Source organism: Rhodopirellula sp. JB055, assembly GCF_043100905.1.
Classification (GTDB): Bacteria; Planctomycetota; Planctomycetia; order Pirellulales; family Pirellulaceae; genus Rhodopirellula.
In genome coordinates this window covers 1-18633 of record NZ_JBICHO010000191.1, presented here as the reverse complement: position 1 = coordinate 18633, position 18633 = coordinate 1, and the positions used below count along the sequence as shown (strand labels likewise).

Annotated in this window: 19 protein-coding genes; 13 read left to right on the top strand and 6 right to left on the bottom strand. The window is 55.8% G+C overall.

Annotated features, from left to right (window positions below; translation table 11 throughout):
• The 3 genes from ACF8AM_RS07795 to ACF8AM_RS07785 all read right to left on the bottom strand — a co-directional run.
• A partial coding sequence (locus ACF8AM_RS07795) for an HAD-IC family P-type ATPase (RefSeq protein ID WP_392555091.1) occupies positions 1 to 1218 on the bottom strand: 1218 nt, incomplete at its 3' end.
• A 253-nt stretch (positions 1219 to 1471) separates the two neighbouring features.
• Positions 1472 to 3574 (bottom strand): glycogen debranching protein, encoded by a 2103-nt coding sequence (locus tag ACF8AM_RS07790; RefSeq protein ID WP_392555090.1) that lies wholly within the window; start codon positions 3572 to 3574, stop codon positions 1472 to 1474.
• Between the two features lie 80 nt (positions 3575 to 3654).
• Positions 3655 to 4017 carry an STAS/SEC14 domain-containing protein gene (locus tag ACF8AM_RS07785; RefSeq protein WP_392555089.1) on the bottom strand — a complete coding sequence of 121 codons (363 nt, stop codon included), beginning with the start codon at positions 4015 to 4017 and terminating at the stop codon, positions 3655 to 3657.
• Positions 4018 to 4331: 314 nt separating this feature from the next.
• On the opposite strand from ACF8AM_RS07785, the gene ACF8AM_RS07780 reads away from it, so the two are divergent.
• Positions 4332 to 4637, top strand: coding sequence for a hypothetical protein (locus ACF8AM_RS07780; RefSeq protein ID WP_392555088.1), 306 nt, complete (start codon positions 4332 to 4334; stop codon positions 4635 to 4637).
• 31 nt (positions 4638 to 4668) lie between these two features.
• Here ACF8AM_RS07780 and ACF8AM_RS07775 read toward each other — a convergent pair whose 3' ends face one another.
• On the bottom strand, positions 4669 to 5349 hold the full coding sequence (locus ACF8AM_RS07775) for a hypothetical protein (protein ID WP_392555087.1): 681 nt from the start codon (positions 5347 to 5349) through the stop codon (positions 4669 to 4671).
• 190 nt (positions 5350 to 5539) lie between these two features.
• Here ACF8AM_RS07775 and ACF8AM_RS07770 point away from each other — a divergent pair, with 190 nt between their 5' ends.
• A complete protein-coding gene (locus ACF8AM_RS07770) occupies positions 5540 to 6454 on the top strand; it encodes an NAD-dependent epimerase/dehydratase family protein (protein WP_392555086.1) in 915 nt (304 codons plus the stop codon).
• A 171-nt stretch (positions 6455 to 6625) separates the two neighbouring features.
• Here ACF8AM_RS07770 and ACF8AM_RS07765 read toward each other — a convergent pair whose 3' ends face one another.
• Entirely contained in the window at positions 6626 to 7135 is a 510-nt protein-coding gene (locus tag ACF8AM_RS07765; protein ID WP_392555085.1) for a hypothetical protein, read from the bottom strand.
• A 353-nt stretch (positions 7136 to 7488) separates the two neighbouring features.
• Here ACF8AM_RS07765 and ACF8AM_RS07760 point away from each other — a divergent pair, with 353 nt between their 5' ends.
• The 11 genes from ACF8AM_RS07760 (at position 7489) to ACF8AM_RS07710 (ending at position 17421) form a co-directional block, all read left to right on the top strand.
• Positions 7489 to 9870, top strand: a complete 2382-nt coding sequence (locus ACF8AM_RS07760) for a phosphoketolase (RefSeq protein WP_392555092.1) — start codon at positions 7489 to 7491, stop codon at positions 9868 to 9870.
• A complete protein-coding gene (locus tag ACF8AM_RS07755; RefSeq protein ID WP_392555084.1) occupies positions 9867 to 10463 on the top strand; it encodes a histidine phosphatase family protein in 597 nt (198 codons plus the stop codon). The genes ACF8AM_RS07760 and ACF8AM_RS07755 overlap by 4 nt, the downstream gene beginning before the upstream one ends.
• A gap of 236 nt (positions 10464 to 10699) precedes the next feature.
• Positions 10700 to 12094 carry a F0F1 ATP synthase subunit beta gene (atpD, locus tag ACF8AM_RS07750; RefSeq protein WP_392555083.1) on the top strand — a complete coding sequence of 465 codons (1395 nt, stop codon included), beginning with the start codon at positions 10700 to 10702 and terminating at the stop codon, positions 12092 to 12094.
• Positions 12091 to 12486: a F0F1 ATP synthase subunit epsilon gene (locus ACF8AM_RS07745; protein ID WP_392555082.1), complete on the top strand. Its 396-nt coding sequence runs from the start codon at positions 12091 to 12093 to the stop codon at positions 12484 to 12486. The genes atpD and ACF8AM_RS07745 overlap by 4 nt, the downstream gene beginning before the upstream one ends.
• A 16-nt stretch (positions 12487 to 12502) precedes the next feature.
• Positions 12503 to 12787: an AtpZ/AtpI family protein gene (locus ACF8AM_RS07740; protein WP_392555081.1), complete on the top strand. Its 285-nt coding sequence runs from the start codon at positions 12503 to 12505 to the stop codon at positions 12785 to 12787.
• Entirely contained in the window at positions 12780 to 13121 is a 342-nt protein-coding gene (locus tag ACF8AM_RS07735) for an ATP synthase subunit I (protein ID WP_392555080.1), read from the top strand. Before ACF8AM_RS07740 ends, ACF8AM_RS07735 begins: the two co-directional genes overlap by 8 nt.
• Positions 13118 to 13804: a F0F1 ATP synthase subunit A gene (locus ACF8AM_RS07730; protein ID WP_392555079.1), complete on the top strand. Its 687-nt coding sequence runs from the start codon at positions 13118 to 13120 to the stop codon at positions 13802 to 13804. The genes ACF8AM_RS07735 and ACF8AM_RS07730 overlap by 4 nt, the downstream gene beginning before the upstream one ends.
• Positions 13805 to 13887: 83 nt before the next feature.
• Entirely contained in the window at positions 13888 to 14154 is a 267-nt protein-coding gene (locus ACF8AM_RS07725) for a F0F1 ATP synthase subunit C (protein ID WP_392555078.1), read from the top strand.
• Between the two features lie 16 nt (positions 14155 to 14170).
• Positions 14171 to 14911 (top strand): F0F1 ATP synthase subunit B, encoded by a 741-nt coding sequence (locus ACF8AM_RS07720; RefSeq protein ID WP_392555077.1) that lies wholly within the window; start codon positions 14171 to 14173, stop codon positions 14909 to 14911.
• A gap of 91 nt (positions 14912 to 15002) precedes the next feature.
• Positions 15003 to 16517, top strand: a complete 1515-nt coding sequence (locus ACF8AM_RS07715; protein WP_392555076.1) for an alternate F1F0 ATPase, F1 subunit alpha — start codon at positions 15003 to 15005, stop codon at positions 16515 to 16517.
• Positions 16504 to 17421, top strand: coding sequence for a F0F1 ATP synthase subunit gamma (locus tag ACF8AM_RS07710; RefSeq protein ID WP_392555075.1), 918 nt, complete (start codon positions 16504 to 16506; stop codon positions 17419 to 17421). Before ACF8AM_RS07715 ends, ACF8AM_RS07710 begins: the two co-directional genes overlap by 14 nt.
• A gap of 510 nt (positions 17422 to 17931) precedes the next feature.
• Here ACF8AM_RS07710 and ACF8AM_RS07705 read toward each other — a convergent pair.
• A partial coding sequence (locus ACF8AM_RS07705) for a cation:proton antiporter (protein WP_392555074.1) occupies positions 17932 to 18633 on the bottom strand: 702 nt, incomplete at its 5' end.

Sequence of the window (18633 nt, the reverse complement as noted above, 5' to 3'; positions counted from 1 at the left end):
GAGCAGCTTCTTTCGACTGGTGAGTTGCATCTCGTGACCATCGACGATCCCTCGAAGTCCCGCACCGGGAGGCTCACTGATTTCTGAAACGCTGAACAGTTTGCCTGGCGATGAAGTTTCACTGGATTCTGCCGCGGCGGTGACGATGGCTTCCGCCAAAGGATGCTTCGAATAACGTTCCAGACTGGCCACCAACTTCAGCACACGAGCGGGATTCTGATCGGCGACGACCAACTGCTCGATGAGTTTGGGGCGACCATAGGTCAGCGTGCCCGTCTTATCAAAGATCATTGTCTTGCAACGATCGACTTGTTCTAAAACGGATGGATCGCGAATGATGATCGAACGACGAGCTGAAAGTGAAATGGCACCGAGAATAGCAACCGGAATGGCGATCAACAAAGGGCACGGTGTGGCAACGACCATCACTGATAAAAACCGCACGGGATCACCACTGACAATCCAAGCGATCACACCGATCAAGACAGCCAACGGCGTGTAAAAGGCCCCCAGTTGATCACCCAGCCGGCGGATCTTCGGGCGGTCTTGCTCTGACGCCTGCATCACCTCCATGATCTTTGCATAGCGAGAATCGACCGCACGCTTGTCAGCCCGAACCGTCAACGCCGCGTCTCCGTTGATTGCCCCCGACAGAACCTGCGATCCCGGTGTCTTGGACATCATGTATGGTTCGCCTGTCAAGTACGACTCGTCCATGGTGCTATGCCCCGACAACACGGTCGCATCAACAGGGCAAACCTTGTGCGGAAGAATCAACACCGTGTCGCCGATCGCGATCTCGTCCAGTGAAATCTCTTCGGTGCCGTCTCCTACCTGCCGGAGCGCAACAGAGGGCATCCGGTTGGCCAAAGCCCGCAACACCGATGACGCACTGCGAACCGCGTAGGCTTCCAGCGCTTCCCCGCCGGACAACATCAAAACCACGATCGTCGCCGCCAAGTATTCACCAAGCAACACGCCGGTCACGATGGAAATCCCCGCCAGCAAGTCCGACCCAAACTCAGCCTGAAACAATTTGACCAACAAGTTCCAAACCAACGGCACACCGCCCAAAACGAGCGCAACCACCAATGGCCAGTCCTCAATGGCGATCCCAACGAAATCGCCTTCAACTTTCAAACCAAACCGTAGCAACAAATGAACCAGAATCGCGGTCACGGCTAGTCCCGCGATTCCAAGTTGCAAACGATTGTTCATGTTTCTGACCTGGCGGAGTGTGATGCAACCAGCAACGCTGAGAACACCCCCAAAGCACGCTCAATCGTCAAGTGGATGTCGTGGACGACCGCCTTGGCCGAGCCTTGCTTCGGATGCGACCACGTGACTGGATAAAGCGATGACGCCCCGATCCATGCCGTCAAAGCACAGGTTTCAAATGGCTTCCTCATGCACCATGACGCACCAACGTCTCGGATGACTGGCGGCCCTGCAAATCTATCACACCACCATCTCAGCCAACAGCATGACTGAACGCATTTGAGCTCACGGAAGAAATCGAACGTTCCACCAACACGCAAACGGATCTCGCGGGGACATTCATGGTCGGCGAAGCAACGCACTGGCTTGCAGGATTCGCTTCGAGTTCTCTCAACGACGAACACGAGGTATCGATCGCGACACGCCACTTTTCAATCGCCCACTCTTGGATCCCAAATTCGACCGTATCCGCTCCCGCGTTGATCATCACGTAGAGATCCGTATCGTTCTGTGTGTGGCCATGCAAACAATAGGCAAGCTGCCGCGAATCAGGAGACATGTCGACCAAATGGTCTGTTCCGTACCATCTCACATCCTCACGCCAAAACCGCGAACGACTGATCGACGGATGAGCCTTTCGAAACGCTATCATTTCGCGGACAAACTCAAAGACGTCGGCGTGCTCCTTGCGTCGGTCCCAATCCAACCAACTCGTTTCGTTGTCTTGGTTGTACGGGTTGTTGTTGCCTCGTTGAGTCTGCAAGAACTCATCCCCCATCCGAAACATCGGTGTTCCATTGGACAGCATCAACAAACAGAAAAAATTGCGGACCTGTTGCTTGCGAAGCTGGAGAATCTCCTGGGGAGTCCCTTCATCACCTTCCCAACCACAATCCCAACTGAACTCGTTGGCTCCGTCCGTGTTGTTGTTCCCGTTGGCCCAGTTGCGTCTTTGGCTATACGCCGTCAAATCATACAACGTGCTGCCATCGTGCGACGTGATGTAGTTCACGCTCAACGGAGGCTGCAGCGCATGCGAAAGGTCGTCAGGAAAGAGATCACAACTGCCATATAAACGCGTCATCAGATCCGGCACCATCCCAGCGTCCCCGCGGACGAAACGCTGCAACGTATCGCGATAGTGAGCGTTCCACTGCATCCAACGTTGCCCCGGAAACTTCTGCCCCAACTGAAATTGCCCGTCGGCATCCCATGGTTCGGCGATCAACCGGTCGTCACTGAGGTCCGCGTCAGTACCGATTTCACTGACGATGGGTGGATCTTCCAGATTGATGGAACCGTCACTGTTTCGAGTGAAGACCGACGCCAAATCAAATCGAAATCCATCGACGTGCATGTGAGCGTCCCAAAAGCGCAGGCTGTCGACAATCATTCGACGAACCGCTCGATTGGCAGTGTGCAGTGTATTGCCGGTGCCACTGTGATTGGCATACGGAACGTTTGGGTTTCCCGTCATCATGTACGCGGTGCTACTGTCGATGCCCTTCCAACAATACGTGGGCCCCCGGTGATCGCCTTCGCAGGTGTGATTGTAAACAACGTCCAAGAGGACTTCGATATCGGCGTCGTGCAACGCCTTCACCATCGTGCAAAATTCATCGCGTTGATTGCACGCGTCTGGGTCGGTTGAATAGGCGTGATGTGGCGCAAAGAAGTTCAGTGGCATGTACCCCCAGTAGTTTCCTTCGTCAGGATCAAACTGGAAGATCGGCATCAACTGAACCGCAGTCACTCCCAGTTCGACTAAGTAGGGGATCTTCTCCATCACTCCCGAGAACGTGCCACGTTTGCTTTCTGCGACTCCGGAATTTGGATTCCTTGTGAATCCTCGCACGTGCATCTCGTAGATGACCAAATCGCTGCCATGCCGGGGAGAGTGGTCGTCTCGCCAATCAAATTCACAAAGACGATTCGGCAGAATCCCCAGTGGTGCTTGGCCCGCGTTCGAACCCGGCCGACAAGCGGCATCGCGAGAAAAGGACTTTGGAAAGTAGACTGCTTTTGCAAATGGATCCAGCAGAATCTTCTCAAAGTCAAAATCGTGAAAGTCAAAGCCACCTTGTGGCGCCGGGCCGTCGACTCGATAGGCGTAGTACGCCCACTCGTCATCTGGTTGGCACTCGACCCGACAATGCCACACCGGACCTGATTTGTTGGTCAAGTAGTTGAGGCTCACCTCACGAGCAGGATGCACCAAATCACTTTTCCCGTATAGCAACAGGTGCACCGCAGTTGCATGTCGCGAATACAAAGAAAAGTTGAACGAAGACTCCTCCGCGATCCAAGTGGCCCCCAGCGGGAACGGCGAACCCTCGATCTTTTCCAATTCGTTCATTGACATATCTATCGGAGATAAATCCAGCTTTAATCAATGTTCACGAGGTCAGACGCAAACGCCGGCGAAATTAAATCGGATCAGTCTTCCATCAACCATTCGCGAGCTTCGTCAATGTCACTGTCGTTGTAGTATCGCACAGAAGCGGTCGTGAAGGGTTTGCAGAACACCGCCATCCCTCGCTCCCATTTGCGTTCACCCACGATGGCGATGCGTTCAAAATCACTGAAGTGCTTGGCGTCGAATTTGATGTCTTCCCACAAAGCACCGGCGTCCCAACCATGGAAATCATGCATGGCAAAGAGAACACGGATCTTCCCGTTCTCTGCAATTTGTTCTTCCGCCAGCGGAACAAGCCTTTGATACGTTTCGCGATCAAGCTTCCCGGAAACATGGACTTCCAAGTATTTGCCTTGGGCGACTTCGCTGAGCTGAACAGACATGAGTCGATTCCTTTTCAAAGAGTGTTCGTTGAAGTGAAAAGTTTGTGAAAACGATCCGCGAGGAATGCAAAACGAGGACCAAGTTCAATTGGCAACGTTTGTGTCGAATCATTGGGCAAACAAGCAGTCGACTCTGGCACACCCTGTGTGCGATCGCGCGGCCGTTGGCCGTATGTGCTCATGAGTCGACCGAATTCTGCTACAGCAGACGCCCCGAAACCGCCGTCGGTGTGGGCCCTTTAAACAACGACGTCGATTTGGCTCGCACTTTGCACCTTGCCCCAAACGTTTGTATTTCACTCGTGAGGCCCCCCATGAACGATCCCTTTGTCCAATCGGAATGGCAATCTCTATGTGACCGTGTTCAGCAATGTGCACATTCGCTTGCGAATGACAAAGCCGAAGAAAAGATTTTTGTATCACAGGCTCACGCCTTCACGTCAGGTGAACCGCCACATCGGTACTCCGAGTTGCTCGCCAAGGTGGCCGAAGCCGCTCGATTGGCTGTGAAATGGCAATCGGACGCGAAGCATGACTTCGAGAATGATTTGATCGACGAAGCCGGTGACGAAAGTTTCCCAGCCAGCGACCCGCCAGCGTTCACTGCCGGACACGCGTGAGCAAAATCTCGACGGCTCACCCAAACTCATCTCAGTTCTTCCGCTCAGCTTCCTTCAGCGTCTCTTCTGGTTCACGCAGAGCGGCGACCTGACCGGGGGCCGATCGGGAGATGGAGTTGATGTCCTTGTCGATATCGTCGAATCGTTCTCGCAAGGTCGCGTATTGACTTCGGAACCCATCGGCGTCTCCAAAGTCACAGAACAAGCACTGACGACTGTGGCAACCCTTGCTGAGTTTCGCGTGTTTGATCGGGCACCAGTACTGCTCCGTACGAGCTGCGATCTCGCTGGCATAGGCAAGCACGCCGTTTCCGTATCCGCAGTAAACGCAGTTCAGTTTTTCAATCACATTGAGATAGCTCAGCAGGTGCCGGTCGATCACAACGTACTCGCGACGGCGTACTCGCGGGACGCGATACACGGGAAAACATATCCATTGATACAAGCTGACGAAGAGGTCGAGCAGTGCCAACGGAATGATCAGCGAATAGATCACCGGCGCGGTCAAGATTGTCAGGAACGGTGATTCCCAAATCGTTCGCCAAACACGACGCGTCTGGGCTCGATGACGTTTGCGAACCTCCGGAGAGAACACCGCGCGACCGCGATCGATTTCAAAGGTCAACTTGGTTTGTGTCTGCTGAATCTTTTCCGAGACGAGACCTTCCAGCTCACGAATCTCGGCAAGCAGCTTGTCCAGTGGGGGTTTCATGACGGGCCGACTAGGTGAGACGGTTGTGGATTCGAATGGGATGCGTGCTTCACTGAGACGCAGTTGCCGTGCCGTGCAATCCGATCTGGCACGCTGCTTGCGTTTCCCCCCGGACTCGCGAGCTCGTACCGTTCGTGTTGACGACGGGATGCCGCGCATTGATGAACACGATTCACTTCAAAGATGTACCATGACACACGCTTTTGTCACCGGAGCCAGCGGCTTCATCGGCGGACACCTCGTTCGTCAACTTCGCGACGCGGGCCACGATGTGACCTGTTTGGTTCGCGAATCTTCGGACACCAGTCAACTCGACGAGCTGCATCCTCGATTCGTCACGGGCGACATCCGGAACCCGGATTCTTTCTCAAAGCATCTGGCGAATGTCGATGTGGTTTACCACTTGGCCGGAGCGACGAAGAGTCTTCGGAAAAGCACAATGGACCGGATCAATGTGGAAGGCGCGCGAATCGTCGCGCGTTGCTGCGCCCATCAGCTCACTCCGCCCACTTTGGTTCACGTGTCTTCCTTGGCAGCCGCCGGGCCGACCACTTGCCGTTGCCCGCGAACGGAAACCGACGAAGCCAATCCCGTCTCCAACTATGGACGCAGCAAACTGGCTGGTGAATTCGCAGTGAATGAGTTTGCCGCCGACGTCCCGCTGACGATCATTCGTCCGCCGATCGTGCTGGGCGAAGCGGATCGCGACGGTTGGACGATGTTCGACAGCATAGCCCGTTGGAACCTGCACCTGGTGCCCGGATTCTCTGACGAGCAGTTTTCGGTCATTCACGGGGACGACTTGGCAGCCGCCTTGATCTTGGCGTCTCGCAAGGGTCGCCGAGTGGAACCGGATGATCCGAGTGTTGGTCGCTACTTCGTCGCAGCCGATGAGTCACCGACTTACGCGGAACTCGGTCAAATGGTCGGTTTGGCCCTCGGGCACGATCACGTGCGAGTCCTGCACAACCCCAAGTCCGCCGTATGGGCAATCGCCGCGATCAATGAAATCGCCAGCCAAGTCCGCCGGCGGGCTCACATCCTCGGATTGGACAAAGCCCGTGAGGCCACTGCAGGGTCTTGGATTTGCAGTGGCCGAGCGTAAGAACATGACACCGTCTTTCGCCCCGCGTGCGCCTTGCAAAGCCGGCTGAATCAAACCGCACAATGGTACATCGAAGAAGGTTGGTTGCCGGCTCCCGCCCATCGCCGAGCTTCGTGAACCTGCTCTCTCGAATCAATCTTCGGAAGAACAGCCCGCCTCTTCCCGGGCGAATCATTCCGAAGCTTGCTTCCCAGATCGCAACCGGTCGAGCTCGTCATGTTCGGCCTCGACGAAGAACAACGGCAGAAACGGTATGTTGATCAGCACCGCCAGAAAGAACAATCCGGACGCGATCATCCCCACATACTGCCATTCGTAAAAGGCCGCCGCGATGATGAAGGCGGCTGCGGCGAGGACGCCCAATACTTTCAAGATCAAAATCACACCCGCGGTTTCGACATCGGCATCGATCTCATCTTTCGTCAGTCGATTCGGGTCACGTTCCCTCAACACGCTCGCCTGGGATCGCGATTCTAAGTAGTTCGCATACGCCAACACGGCATAAAGAAACGGAATCGGAATCGCGGCCAGGTAGGCAACCGCTGGATACCAAAACAGGCTCACGCATGTCCCGATCAAACTGGCAGCCAACAGAATTCGGACGCCGGTTCGAAAGTGTCGTGAAAGAACATGAGCGTCGGGCTCAGTGGGCAGGCGATGGGTGGATGCTGGAGTGCTCATTGGAATTGCCGGGTAAGTGAATGACGATCTGAATTCAAACCGTCGTCGGACAGCATGGATTCACCTTGCGATTCCCGTGCCCACACGATGTCAAAACATCCGCCAGCGAAGCACGAGCCCCTAAAACGCGCTCCAGTGCAAACGGAACCCCGCCCCGTCAGCGAGGAACCATGTCCCCTCCCGCACATCGACTGTGCGAGAAATGACATCCTGTCACAGCCCCAACGCCTTTCACCCCCTTGGCAATCAACAAATCATGGTGGTTCGATCATTGAGACGCTTTCTAACAGCCAGTGGTACAGCGATTGCCAATGCGTCGTGACGCTGTCCATCCTCCCAAGAAGGCCAAGGGCATGATTGAAACACTTGAATCAAACCAAGTCACCCAAAAGACGCTGCAAACGATCGACGCCTATTGGAGAGCCGCGAATTATTTGTCGGTTGGACAGATCTACCTCTATGACAACCCGCTGCTGAAGCGTCCACTCAAGATTGAAGACGTCAAACACATGCTGCTGGGTCACTGGGGAACCACACCCGGTCAAAACTTCATCTACGCTCATTTGAATCGGATCATCAAGCAATACGACCTCAACATGATCTATGTCTCAGGTCCCGGACACGGGGGACCGTCCGTGGTCGCCAACACCTACTTGGAAGGTTCCTACAGCGAAATTTATCCAGAGATCTCACAAGACGAAGAGGGACTGCGAAAACTGTTCGTTCAGTTCTCTTTCCCAGGAGGAATCCCCAGTCATGCGTCCCCGGAGTGTCCCGGCTCCATTCACGAAGGCGGTGAACTTGGCTATTCGCTCAGCCACTCCTTCGGGGCCGTGTTCGACAATCCGGATTTGATTGTCGCGTGCGTGGTCGGAGACGGCGAAGCGGAAACGGGCCCCTTGGCCACCGCTTGGCACTCGAACAAGTTCTTGAATCCGGCCAGCGACGGCGCTGTCTTGCCGATCCTGCATTTGAACGGATTCAAGATCGCCAACCCAACCCTCCTCGCTCGGATCGACCATGAGGAATTAGATCAACTGATGCGAGGCTACGGATGGACTCCCATCTTTGTCGAAGGCGACGACCCAATGCAGATGCATGCAAAGATGGCCGAAGCTCTGGACGAAGCAGTGGAACAAATTCAATCCATCCAACACAACGCTCGCGAAAATGGCGACGCCAATCGCCCTCGTTGGCCCATGATCGTGTTGCGGTCGCCCAAGGGATGGACGGGCCCCAAATTTGTGGACGGTGTGCCGATCGAAGGCACGTTCCACTCCCACCAAGTCCCGCTTTCGGATCCCGCGACCCATCCCGATCACCTGCGTCAACTCGAGGAATGGCTCCGCAGCTACCGTCCGGAAGAGCTGTTTGACGAAAGCGGACGCTTGCGATCTGAGGTCGCCGAGTTGGCACCCACCGGCGATCGCCGCATGGGAGCCAATCCGCATGCCAACGGCGGCGGGTTGCTGAAATCACTGAAGTTGCCTGATTTCCGTGATTACGCGGTTGAAATCACACAGCGCGGTTGCAAAGGCATTGGTGACACGCACGTTACCGGCAAATTCATTCGCGATATCGTCCAACTGAACGACGACCAAAAGAACTTTCGCGTCTTCGGACCCGACGAGACAATCTCCAACGGTTTAGAAGCCGTCTTCGATGTGACTCAGCGACAATGGAACGCAGCCACAGTTCCCAACGACGAATCGCTGGCTCCGACCGGCCGTGTTCTTGAGATGCTCAGCGAACATCAATGCGAAGGTTGGTTGGAAGGCTACCTGCTGACCGGACGGCACGGGTTGTTCAATTGCTATGAAGCGTTCGTTCACATCGTCGACTCCATGTTCAACCAACATGCGAAATGGTTGAAGGTGACATCGGAGTTGCCTTGGCGACACAAAATCGCGTCGCTGAACTATTTGCTGGCTTCACACGTTTGGCGTCAGGACCACAACGGGTTCACACACCAAGACCCCGGATTCATCGACGTGGTCGTCAACAAGAAGGCCGAGGTCGTTCGCGTGTATTTGCCTCCAGACGCGAATTGCCTGTTGTCCGTGATGGATCACTGCTTGCGAAGTCGTCACTACGTCAACGTCGTTGTTGCGGGCAAGCATCCCGCCCCGCAGTGGCTGACCATGGACGAAGCGGTGGAACACTGTGCGAAAGGAATCGGGATTTGGGATTGGGCAGGCAATGAGTCCACCGGTGGCCCCGATGTCGTGATGGCTTGTTGTGGCGATGTGCCAACGCTGGAAACGCTGGCAGCGGTAACGATGCTGCGAGAACACTTGCCCGACCTCACCATTCGCGTCGTCAACGTGGTTGACTTGATGCGTTTGCAACCCGAGTCGGAACACCCGCATGGCCTAAGCAATGCTGACTTTGATGCTCTGTTCACGAAAGACAAACATGTAATCTTCGCCTTTCACTCCTACCCTTGGTTGGTTCACCGACTGACCTATCGGCGGACCAATCATGCGAACATCCACGTTCGGGGGTACAAGGAAGAAGGCACGATCACGACGCCATTCGACATGACGGTGCTGAATGACCTGGACCGTTTTCACTTAGTGATGGACGTGATTGATCGTTTGCCTGAGATTGGCGAACCAGGTCAACGCCTGAAGCGATTGATGCAAGAGAAGTTGGGCGAGCACCGTCGCTACATCAACAAGAACGGACAAGACATGCCCGAGGTGCGGAACTGGCAATGGAGTCCATCGCGATGAACGATCGATTTCCGCGCGTCTATCTTGCTCGGCATGGCGAAACCCCTTGGACGATCACCGCCCAGCACACCGGTTCCACCGATTTACCCTTGACGTCCAATGGTGAACGAAACGCGACCCAACTTGGAAACCGCTTGAAAGGAGTGACGTTCGCACAGGTCTGGACCAGTCCTCTGCAACGAGCGACAAAAACCTGCGAGCGAGCGGGATTCGCCGAACAAGCCACCATCATGGACGACCTGACGGAATGGGATTGTGGCGACTACGAAGGCCTGACACGGGAACAAATCCAAACTCAGAACCCTGGCTGGAATCTGTTTCGCGATGGATGCCCCAACGGTGAATCACTGGACGATGTGGCAAAACGTGCTGGTCGTGTCATCCAGCGTGTCCATCAGCAACACAAGGATTGTCTGCTCTTTGCTCACAAACATTTCCTACAAGTTTTCGCGGCCTGTTGGCTGGGGCTGCCACCCGAAACTGGCCACTGTTTTTTCTTGGGAACAGCGGCCTTGAGCATCGTGGGCTATCACCACCACAGCACGGATTGCGTGATTCGCCTTTGGAACGACCGCAGCTACCTCACCGAATGACTCAAACCCCGACGACACGCGACGATTGCGTCTGAACCCGCCTCGGCAGGCTCGTCAGATTCGGTCCCCAAGCCGAGCGAAGATCGAGATTCGCTGTCGCCAAGCGACGAAGTAATTTCGATCATTTTTGTCACCAACCGTGTGGAAGCCCCAGTGGCACAGCGAATGCGAGTCCATTGCGGTGTCGTCTTTGTCCCCACTGAGACACCGGTCTCATACAACGCCGGAACCAACCGATGGAAGTCGAAACCCCTTTGCTGAATGACTGCGATCTTGGACATGTGGTGGCGGTACGAGGAAGCGTGATCGACGTGCATTTTCCCGCGGAACCACCAGCGATGAATTCCGAACTGCAAATCGGAACCGACGGAAACGTGGTCGCAGAGGTCGCCAGCCAACTCGATCCGCACACTGTGCGTGCGATAGCGATCAATTCGCCTCGCGGTTTGTCACGAGGTGCTCCCGTGCGAAACTTCAAAAGGCCAATGCAGGTGCCGGTTGGCAAACCTCTGTTGGGCCGAGTGCTCGATGTCTTTGGCAACACGCTCGATGATGGCGAATCGCTGGAATCGGTCGAGCACCGCAGCATTCACCAAACGCCGCCCACGATCAACCGCCGCATCGCGAAGTCGGAAGTTTTCACAACCGGAATCAAAGCCATCGATCTGCTGTCGCCGCTGGAACGAGGCGGCAAGGCAGGGTTGTTCGGAGGTGCTGGCGTCGGAAAAACCGTCCTGATCACCGAGTTGATTCACAACATCGTCGGTGGACACGACGGAATCAGTTTGTTCTGCGGAATCGGCGAACGGTGCCGAGAAGCAGAAGAACTGTACCGCGAAATGGGAACCGCTGGCGTTCGCGACAACACAGTCATGGTGTTCGGGCAAATGAACGAACCACCGGGGGCCAGATTTCGTGTCGGTCACGCTGCGCTCACGATGGCGGAATCGTTTCGGGACGATGCCAAACAAGACGTGTTGCTGCTGATTGACAACATCTTTCGGTTTGTGCAGGCGGGCATGGAAGTCTCTGGTTTGCTAGGGCAATTGCCGTCTCGCGTTGGCTATCAACCGTCGCTGGCCAGCGATTTGGCGGAATTGGAAGAACGCATTTGCACGACTTCCGACGCGGCGATCACATCGGTGCAAGCCGTGTACGTTCCCGCCGATGATTTCACCGATCCGTCTGCGGTGCACACGTTTTCGCACCTGTCCGCAACCGTGGTGCTCTCGAGAAAACGAGCCAGCGAAGGGTTGTACCCTGCAATCGATCCGCTGAAATCCACTTCGGAAATGATGTTGCCAGGCGTCGTCGGCCAGCGGCACTACAAAACCGCCAGCAACGTGCGTCAAACGCTGGCCGGATACGAAGAACTCAAGGACATCATCGCAATGTTGGGCATGGAGGAACTGTCTCGGCAGGACCGCTTGACAGTCAACCGAGCTCGAAGACTGGAACGATTTTTGACCCAGCCCTTCTTCACGACGCAGCAGTTCACCGGGCACGAGGGACACATGGTGAGCATCGACGACACCCTGGAAGGCTGCGAGCGAATCTTGAATGACGAGTTTCAAGATCGTCCCGAACGAGACCTGTACATGGTGGGCAAACTTCCGAGCAACAAATCATGAGGCTGACACTGAACACGCCCAATGAGGTTGTGCTGGATCTCACCGTCAACAAAGTCATCGCCGAAGGCACGCACGGAAGTTTTTGTTTGTTGCCGCGACATGTGGACTTCCTCGCCGCTTTGGTGCCCGGTTTGCTGAGCTGGGAAGACGAATCCGGAAAGGAGGCCTTCGCAGCGGTCGGAACTGGGATCTTGGTCAAGCGAACCGACCAGGTGCACATTGCCGCCGAAGCCGCGTCGCACGGTGCGGAACTGGAGGAACTGCGGCGTCTGGTCCGCGAAGAATTTTCGCAGATGGATGAGCAGCAACGTGCGGCCCATTCCGCGGTCGCGAAGCTGGAAGCGGATTTCATACGCCGCACGATGGCGCTCACCGAAGACCATGTGGTGTAAAGGAACAGAAATAGCAATGAACAAGCGTCAAACGCTGCAGGACAACGTCGATGCGAAGCAATCTCGCAAGCTCGACGCTCGTCAACAAGGCGATCGTTCAGCGTGGTTCGGGCTGGGCATGTTCGGATTGGTCGGATGGTCCATCGCGATACCAACGCTGATCGGCATTGCCGCGGGAATTTGGATCGACGAACGCTGGCCGAGCCAATTTTCTTGGACATTGATGCTCTTGATTGGTGGTGTCGCAACGGGATGTTTGAACGCTTGGTGGTGGGTCAACCGGGAGAATGAAGATGAATGATTGGATTGAATTGACAGGCGGATTCTTTGCGGGCGCCGCAGCAGCCGCGTTCTTTGTCGCCTCGTTGTGGTGGACGACCATTCGCTTGCCGGCATCACGTCAACCTTGGTTGTTGCACACCGGAAGTGCGTTCCTGCGGATGGCCGTGGTGATCGCAACCTTTGGTCTGTTGGCCCGCGGCGGAGATTGGCGAATCCTTGTTGCAGCCGCGATTGGGTTCGCGCTCATTCGCACAGTCGGCGTGTGCACCATCGCCCACCGTGACGCAAACTTCCAACTCGTACCGGTGCACAATTCGTCGTCCAAAACATTGCCTCCCAGGAGCAAGCCATGAGCGGAGTGCAGATTTCATCGGACGAATGGATCCTTTGGCAATGGGATGCGTGGCCAGTTGTGAAGATCAACGCCACGCTCGCTTTCACCTGGATGGTGATGACGCTGTTGGTTGTCGGATCGTGGTGGATCACGCGAAAACTGACGAGCGACACCGATATCCCGCGTTGGCAAAACCTATTGGAAGTGCTGGTCACCGGAATTCGCGACCAAATCCGGGATGTCAGCCGGCATGATCCGGGGCCCTACCTGCCCTTTGTCGGAACGCTGTTTCTGTTCATCGCCGTGGCCAACCTGTTGAGCATTGTGCCCGGGTATGTTCCGCCCACCGGTTCGCTTTCGACAACCGCGGCCTTGGCGACTTGCGTGTTTGTCGCGGTGCCGGTGTTTGGAATCGCCTCCCACGGGGTTGGCCACTACCTAAAACGTTATTTGCAACCAACACCGTTGATGTTGCCATTCAACCTGATTGGCGAACTTTCACGGACTTTGGCACTGGCTGTGCGTCTCTACGGGAACATGATGAGCGGCACTGTGATCGCCGCGATTTTGATCAGTTTCGTCCCGTTGTTCATTCCGATTGTGATGCAAGTCCTTGGACTGTTAACCGGAATCATACAGGCCTACATCTTTGCCGTTTTGGCGATGGTCTACATCGCGTCGGCAACCAAAGCCGCCAAGTGATCCAACCCGAAACATGAGTGCATCGTTAAAAAAACTCTACCGCCGAACAATGATTTCCACTTACTACCAACAAGGAAGACACCATGGATAGCACCACGATGATTGCCGTCGCCAGCATCATCATGGCGGGGTTGACCACCGCCATCGGATCGATCGGGCCGGCGTTTGCCGAAGGCCGTGCAGTGGCTCAAGCCCTCAGCTCAATCGCCCAGCAACCGGATTCGTCCAACACGATCACTCGAACCCTGTTTGTCGGTTTGGCCATGGTCGAGTCGACCGCCATCTACTGCTTTGTGGTTTCAATGATTCTGCTTTTCGCCAACCCATTTTGGAATCATCTCACGCAGTGACCAGGGATACAAAACGATGAGCATTGATTGGTTCACCTTCACCGCACAAATCATCAACTTCCTGGTTCTGGTAGGGCTGTTGAAACACTTCCTCTACGGTCCCATCGTTCACGCGATGCAGGCGAGAGAGCAAAAGGTGACTCAGCGATTGACCGATGCGGAAGCCGCGAAGGCCGAAGCGAATCAGCAACGCCTCGCGTTCGAAAAACAGACCCGGTCACTGGAAGAACAACGAGAGGCCTTGTTAGCAAAAGCCAAGGCCGACGCCGACAGCGAACGCCAGCGAATGATTGCTGACGCACGAAAAGAGGCCGACACACGGCGAGCGCACTGGACGTCGACCTTTGAACGCGATCAGAAGGACTTGGCGGATCAGACTCGGCGTGACATCCAACGAATGGGTTTTCAAGCCGCACGCGAAGCGGTTGAAAAATTGGCCGACACCGATCTTCAAAAACGGATTTGCCAAACGTTTGTGAAGCGATTGCAAACGCTCGATGAGAACCAACGCGCCGCGATTGCCACTCAACTGACCGATTCGGGAAACCCAGTCATCGTGCGATCCGCGGTTGACTTGCACGACGACGACCGTGCTCAGATTCGCGATGGCATCCATCAAATTTTACACGCTGACGCAAACGTTCAATTCGAAACGGATTCGCAATTGATCGCGGGCTTCGAAGTGGACGCAGGCGGGTACAGTCTGCCATGGAATGCTGAACGTGCTCTCAAAAAGATGGAGGCCAATGTGGCATGATCTCCCGCGAGCATTCTGGCGCGGCACTCTCCCTGAAAACAAGGATTGCTGCTGCGTGTCGCACTCGCCACGGTCATCCCCACTGACGACCATGACCACCTACTTGGAAACGCTCGAAGCCGCCGCTCGCCAATTCGGACATGCGGTGAGTTCTCAACCCGACGAACTATCCGTCACCGAAATCGGCACCGTCGAAGAGGTGCAACGCGGGATCGCACGCGTGCACGGTTTGCCCCACGTGCAAGTCGACGAAGTGCTCCGGTTTGCTGGCGGTCACCTGGGATATGCCTTCAACTTGGATCCCGATCAAGTCGGCTGTGTCCTCTTGGATTCCAGCGAACAGATCAGGACGGGATCCAGAGTTGAGCGGATGCACACGGTGCTGGACACGCCCGTTGGCGACCAGCTTCTCGGCCGTGTCGTCGATCCGGTTGGCCGACCGCTCGACGGTGGCCGCTCGCTGGATGATTTACAACGTGAACCGTGTGAACGTGATGCGCCACCGATCATGCAACGAGCTCCGGTCACGGTCCCGCTGCAATCCGGGCTGAAAGTCATCGACGCGATGATTCCCATCGGGCGAGGCCAGCGACAATTGCTGCTGGGCGATCGCCAAACCGGCAAAACTGCCATTGCGGTCGACACGATCATCAATCAACGCGGCCGTGATGTGATTTGCATCTATTGCAGCATTGGTCAACGCAGCACCGGCGTGGCTCGGGTGATCGAAAACCTACGCCGCCACGACGCCTTGGATCACACCATTGTGGTCATCGGGGCGGACGATGCCCCGCCAGGATTGCAGTTCCTGGCACCCTACGCGGCAACGACGATGGGGGAACATTTCATGCGGCAGGGACGCGACGTCTTGATTGTCTACGATGATTTGACATCGCACGCTCGAGCCTACCGGCATCTGTCGTTGTTGCTACGGCGTCCGCCTGGCCGAGAAGCTTTTCCTGGCGACATTTTCTACGTGCATTCGCGTTTGCTGGAACGTTCGACACACTTGATCCCGAGTGCCGGTGGTGGCTCTTTGACAGCGCTGCCGATCATCGAAACGGAAGCCCAAAACGTGTCGGCGTACATCCCAACCAACTTGATTTCCATCACCGACGGACAGATCTACTTGTCACCCACACTGTTTCGCAAAGGCGTCTTGCCCGCGATCGATGTCGGACGCAGCGTTTCGCGAGTGGGCGGCAAAACTCAGTTGCCCGCCTACCGTGTCGTGGCGGGTGACTTGCGATTGACGTATTCCCAGTTTGAAGAACTCGAACGCTTTGCACGCTTCAGCAGCCAACTGGACGAGGACACCCGTGCAACGCTCAATCGCGGCCGGCTGATACGGGAGATCCTCAAACAGACGCAGTTTCAACCGCTCACTTTGCCCCAGCAAATCGCCTCGCTAGTCGCAGTGACCAATGGCGTGTTGGATGGCGAACCCGTGGCCCAATTGCCAGGCTTAGAACGAGCCATCCAGGATGCAGTGACGGCAAAAGCCCCCGAGTTATGCAACAAAATGCTGAGCGGCGAAAAGTTGGACGAAGAACAGGTCGCACAAATCGCCAAGATTGCTGAGGGAGCGGTTCATGCCCACGCTTGAACTCTTGCGACGAAAGATAGAAACCGCAACCGACCTGCAGTCGGTCGTGACAACAATGAAAACCTTGGCTGCCGTTCGCATCCATCAATACCAGCGAGCTGCAGACGCACTGAAGGATTACAACCAAACCATTCAATTGGGACTGCAAGTGATCCTGAAGGAGCAACGACTGCGGCAGTTGCCCGCCAGCGAATGGAGCGGCGAAAACACTGCCAGAAACGATGCCGAAGAATCGTCCCATCATGGCGTGATCGTCATCGGAAGCGATCAAGGCATGTGCGGTCAATTCAATGAACAGATCGCAACACACGCGTTGGAACATCACGCCCACCATTGCCCTCGGCCCCCCGAGGCGTTGTGGATCGTCGGTTCTCGCGTCGCGTTCTTGTTGACCGACAGTGGCTGGACCGTCGAAGAGGCGTTTCGCATTCCAACGTCGGTTCCCGAAATCGCGGGCTGCGTTAGCGACCTTCTGACTGCGGTGGAATCCCTCCGCGAGCAACGCCATCTGACGACGCTGAGGATCCACTCGAACATTCGATCCTCTGCGGGATCGTACCAACCCAACACGACGCAACTGTTACCGATCGACCTGGCATGGCTGCAGCAACTTTCCTCCGAGCCTTGGGAATCGCCCTGTTTGCCAACGTTCGGAGGTGATCGAGAAGAACTGTTTTCATTGCTGATTCGACAAAGCCTCTATGTTTCGTTGTATCAAGCCTGTGCGGAGTCTTTGGCCAGCGAGAACGCCAGCCGAATCGCGGCCATGCAAGCCGCGGAGAAGAACATCGAAGAAACGCTCGATGAACTGAACACTGCCTTCAAGACTCAACGTCAAACCTCGATCACGGAAGAATTGCTGGACGTCGTCATCGGCTTCGAAGCCTTGACGTCCGGCTCCTGAGCGGTCGGCCAGAAGGATTGAGGTGATTGCCGCTCGCAAGGCTGCGATCGAAAACGGTCGCCGGTATGAGGACCGCACCACTTCATAACCCGACGCCCCAGTTTTGAAGTTGCGATTTTCTCACAACCCGAAGCGTCAGCGAGGGACAAACGATATTGACTTCGCCTCGCTGACGCGTTTTGAAGTTCCGCTTTTCTCACAACCCGAAGCGTCAGCGAGGGAAAAACGATGTTGACTTCGCCTCGCTGACGCGTCGGGTTGTGAAAAACCCAATGCCTCACGCAAAAGCGCAATTTCAATACGCGCCAGCGAGGGGCCACACTGAACGCTAGCGAGCGACGTTCGAAAGAAAGAGAGTGGCTCGTGTCTGCGTTTCGCCCCGGATGGGACCGTCGTGGGATTGGGGGAGTCCCTCGCTGACGCGTTCGGGTTGTGATGGGTGGTCTTGGCCGACTGTGACGGGCAAGAGTGCCCATCCTGCGTGCGATGAAACAATGGGGCCCTACCTTCTCAGGACCTTGCCTGCGTCTCAGGACGGGAAGTCCCGTCTTCTGCTTCGCCGGAAAGCATCAATTGCCAACGCGTCACCACAGGACCAACCAGTTCAAAAACAAAAGTGGTTCCGACAATGGTCGTCAACACTTTCTCGCCCATCTCCGGATACCGCTGTGCCACCATCAACGCCAATCCCAGCGCAACGCCGGCTTGTGGCAACAGGCAAAACCCCACGTGCCGGCGGACGACTGGCGGTGCTCCCGCCGCGGAGGCACCCAAATAGGCACCGACGAATTTGCCGATCACTCGAGCGACAATGTATCCCAAGCCGATCCAGCCGACGTGCACCAATTGATCCAGTTGGAATTGGAAACCAGCTAAAACAAAGAACACGATCAGAAACGGTTGTTCCACTTCTTCAATCGCATGGAACGGCCGGTGGTGATGATGAGCGAGGTTGGACACAGTCGCCCCCATCGCCATGCACGCCATCACGTAAGAAAGTTCAAAGTACATCGCCAACCCGCTGCACAACAGCACGAACCCGAGCGTTTCGACGATCGTGAGTTCTCCCGATTTGATTCGGCCGGTCAACAGCGCCATCGGCAATCCAACGGCGATCCCCAGCAACAACCCTCCTGCGATTTCCCATAGTCCGTGTCCCAGAACGCCCCATGATGCCACGTTCGCCGCTGCTTCCGGTGTGACCATGGAACT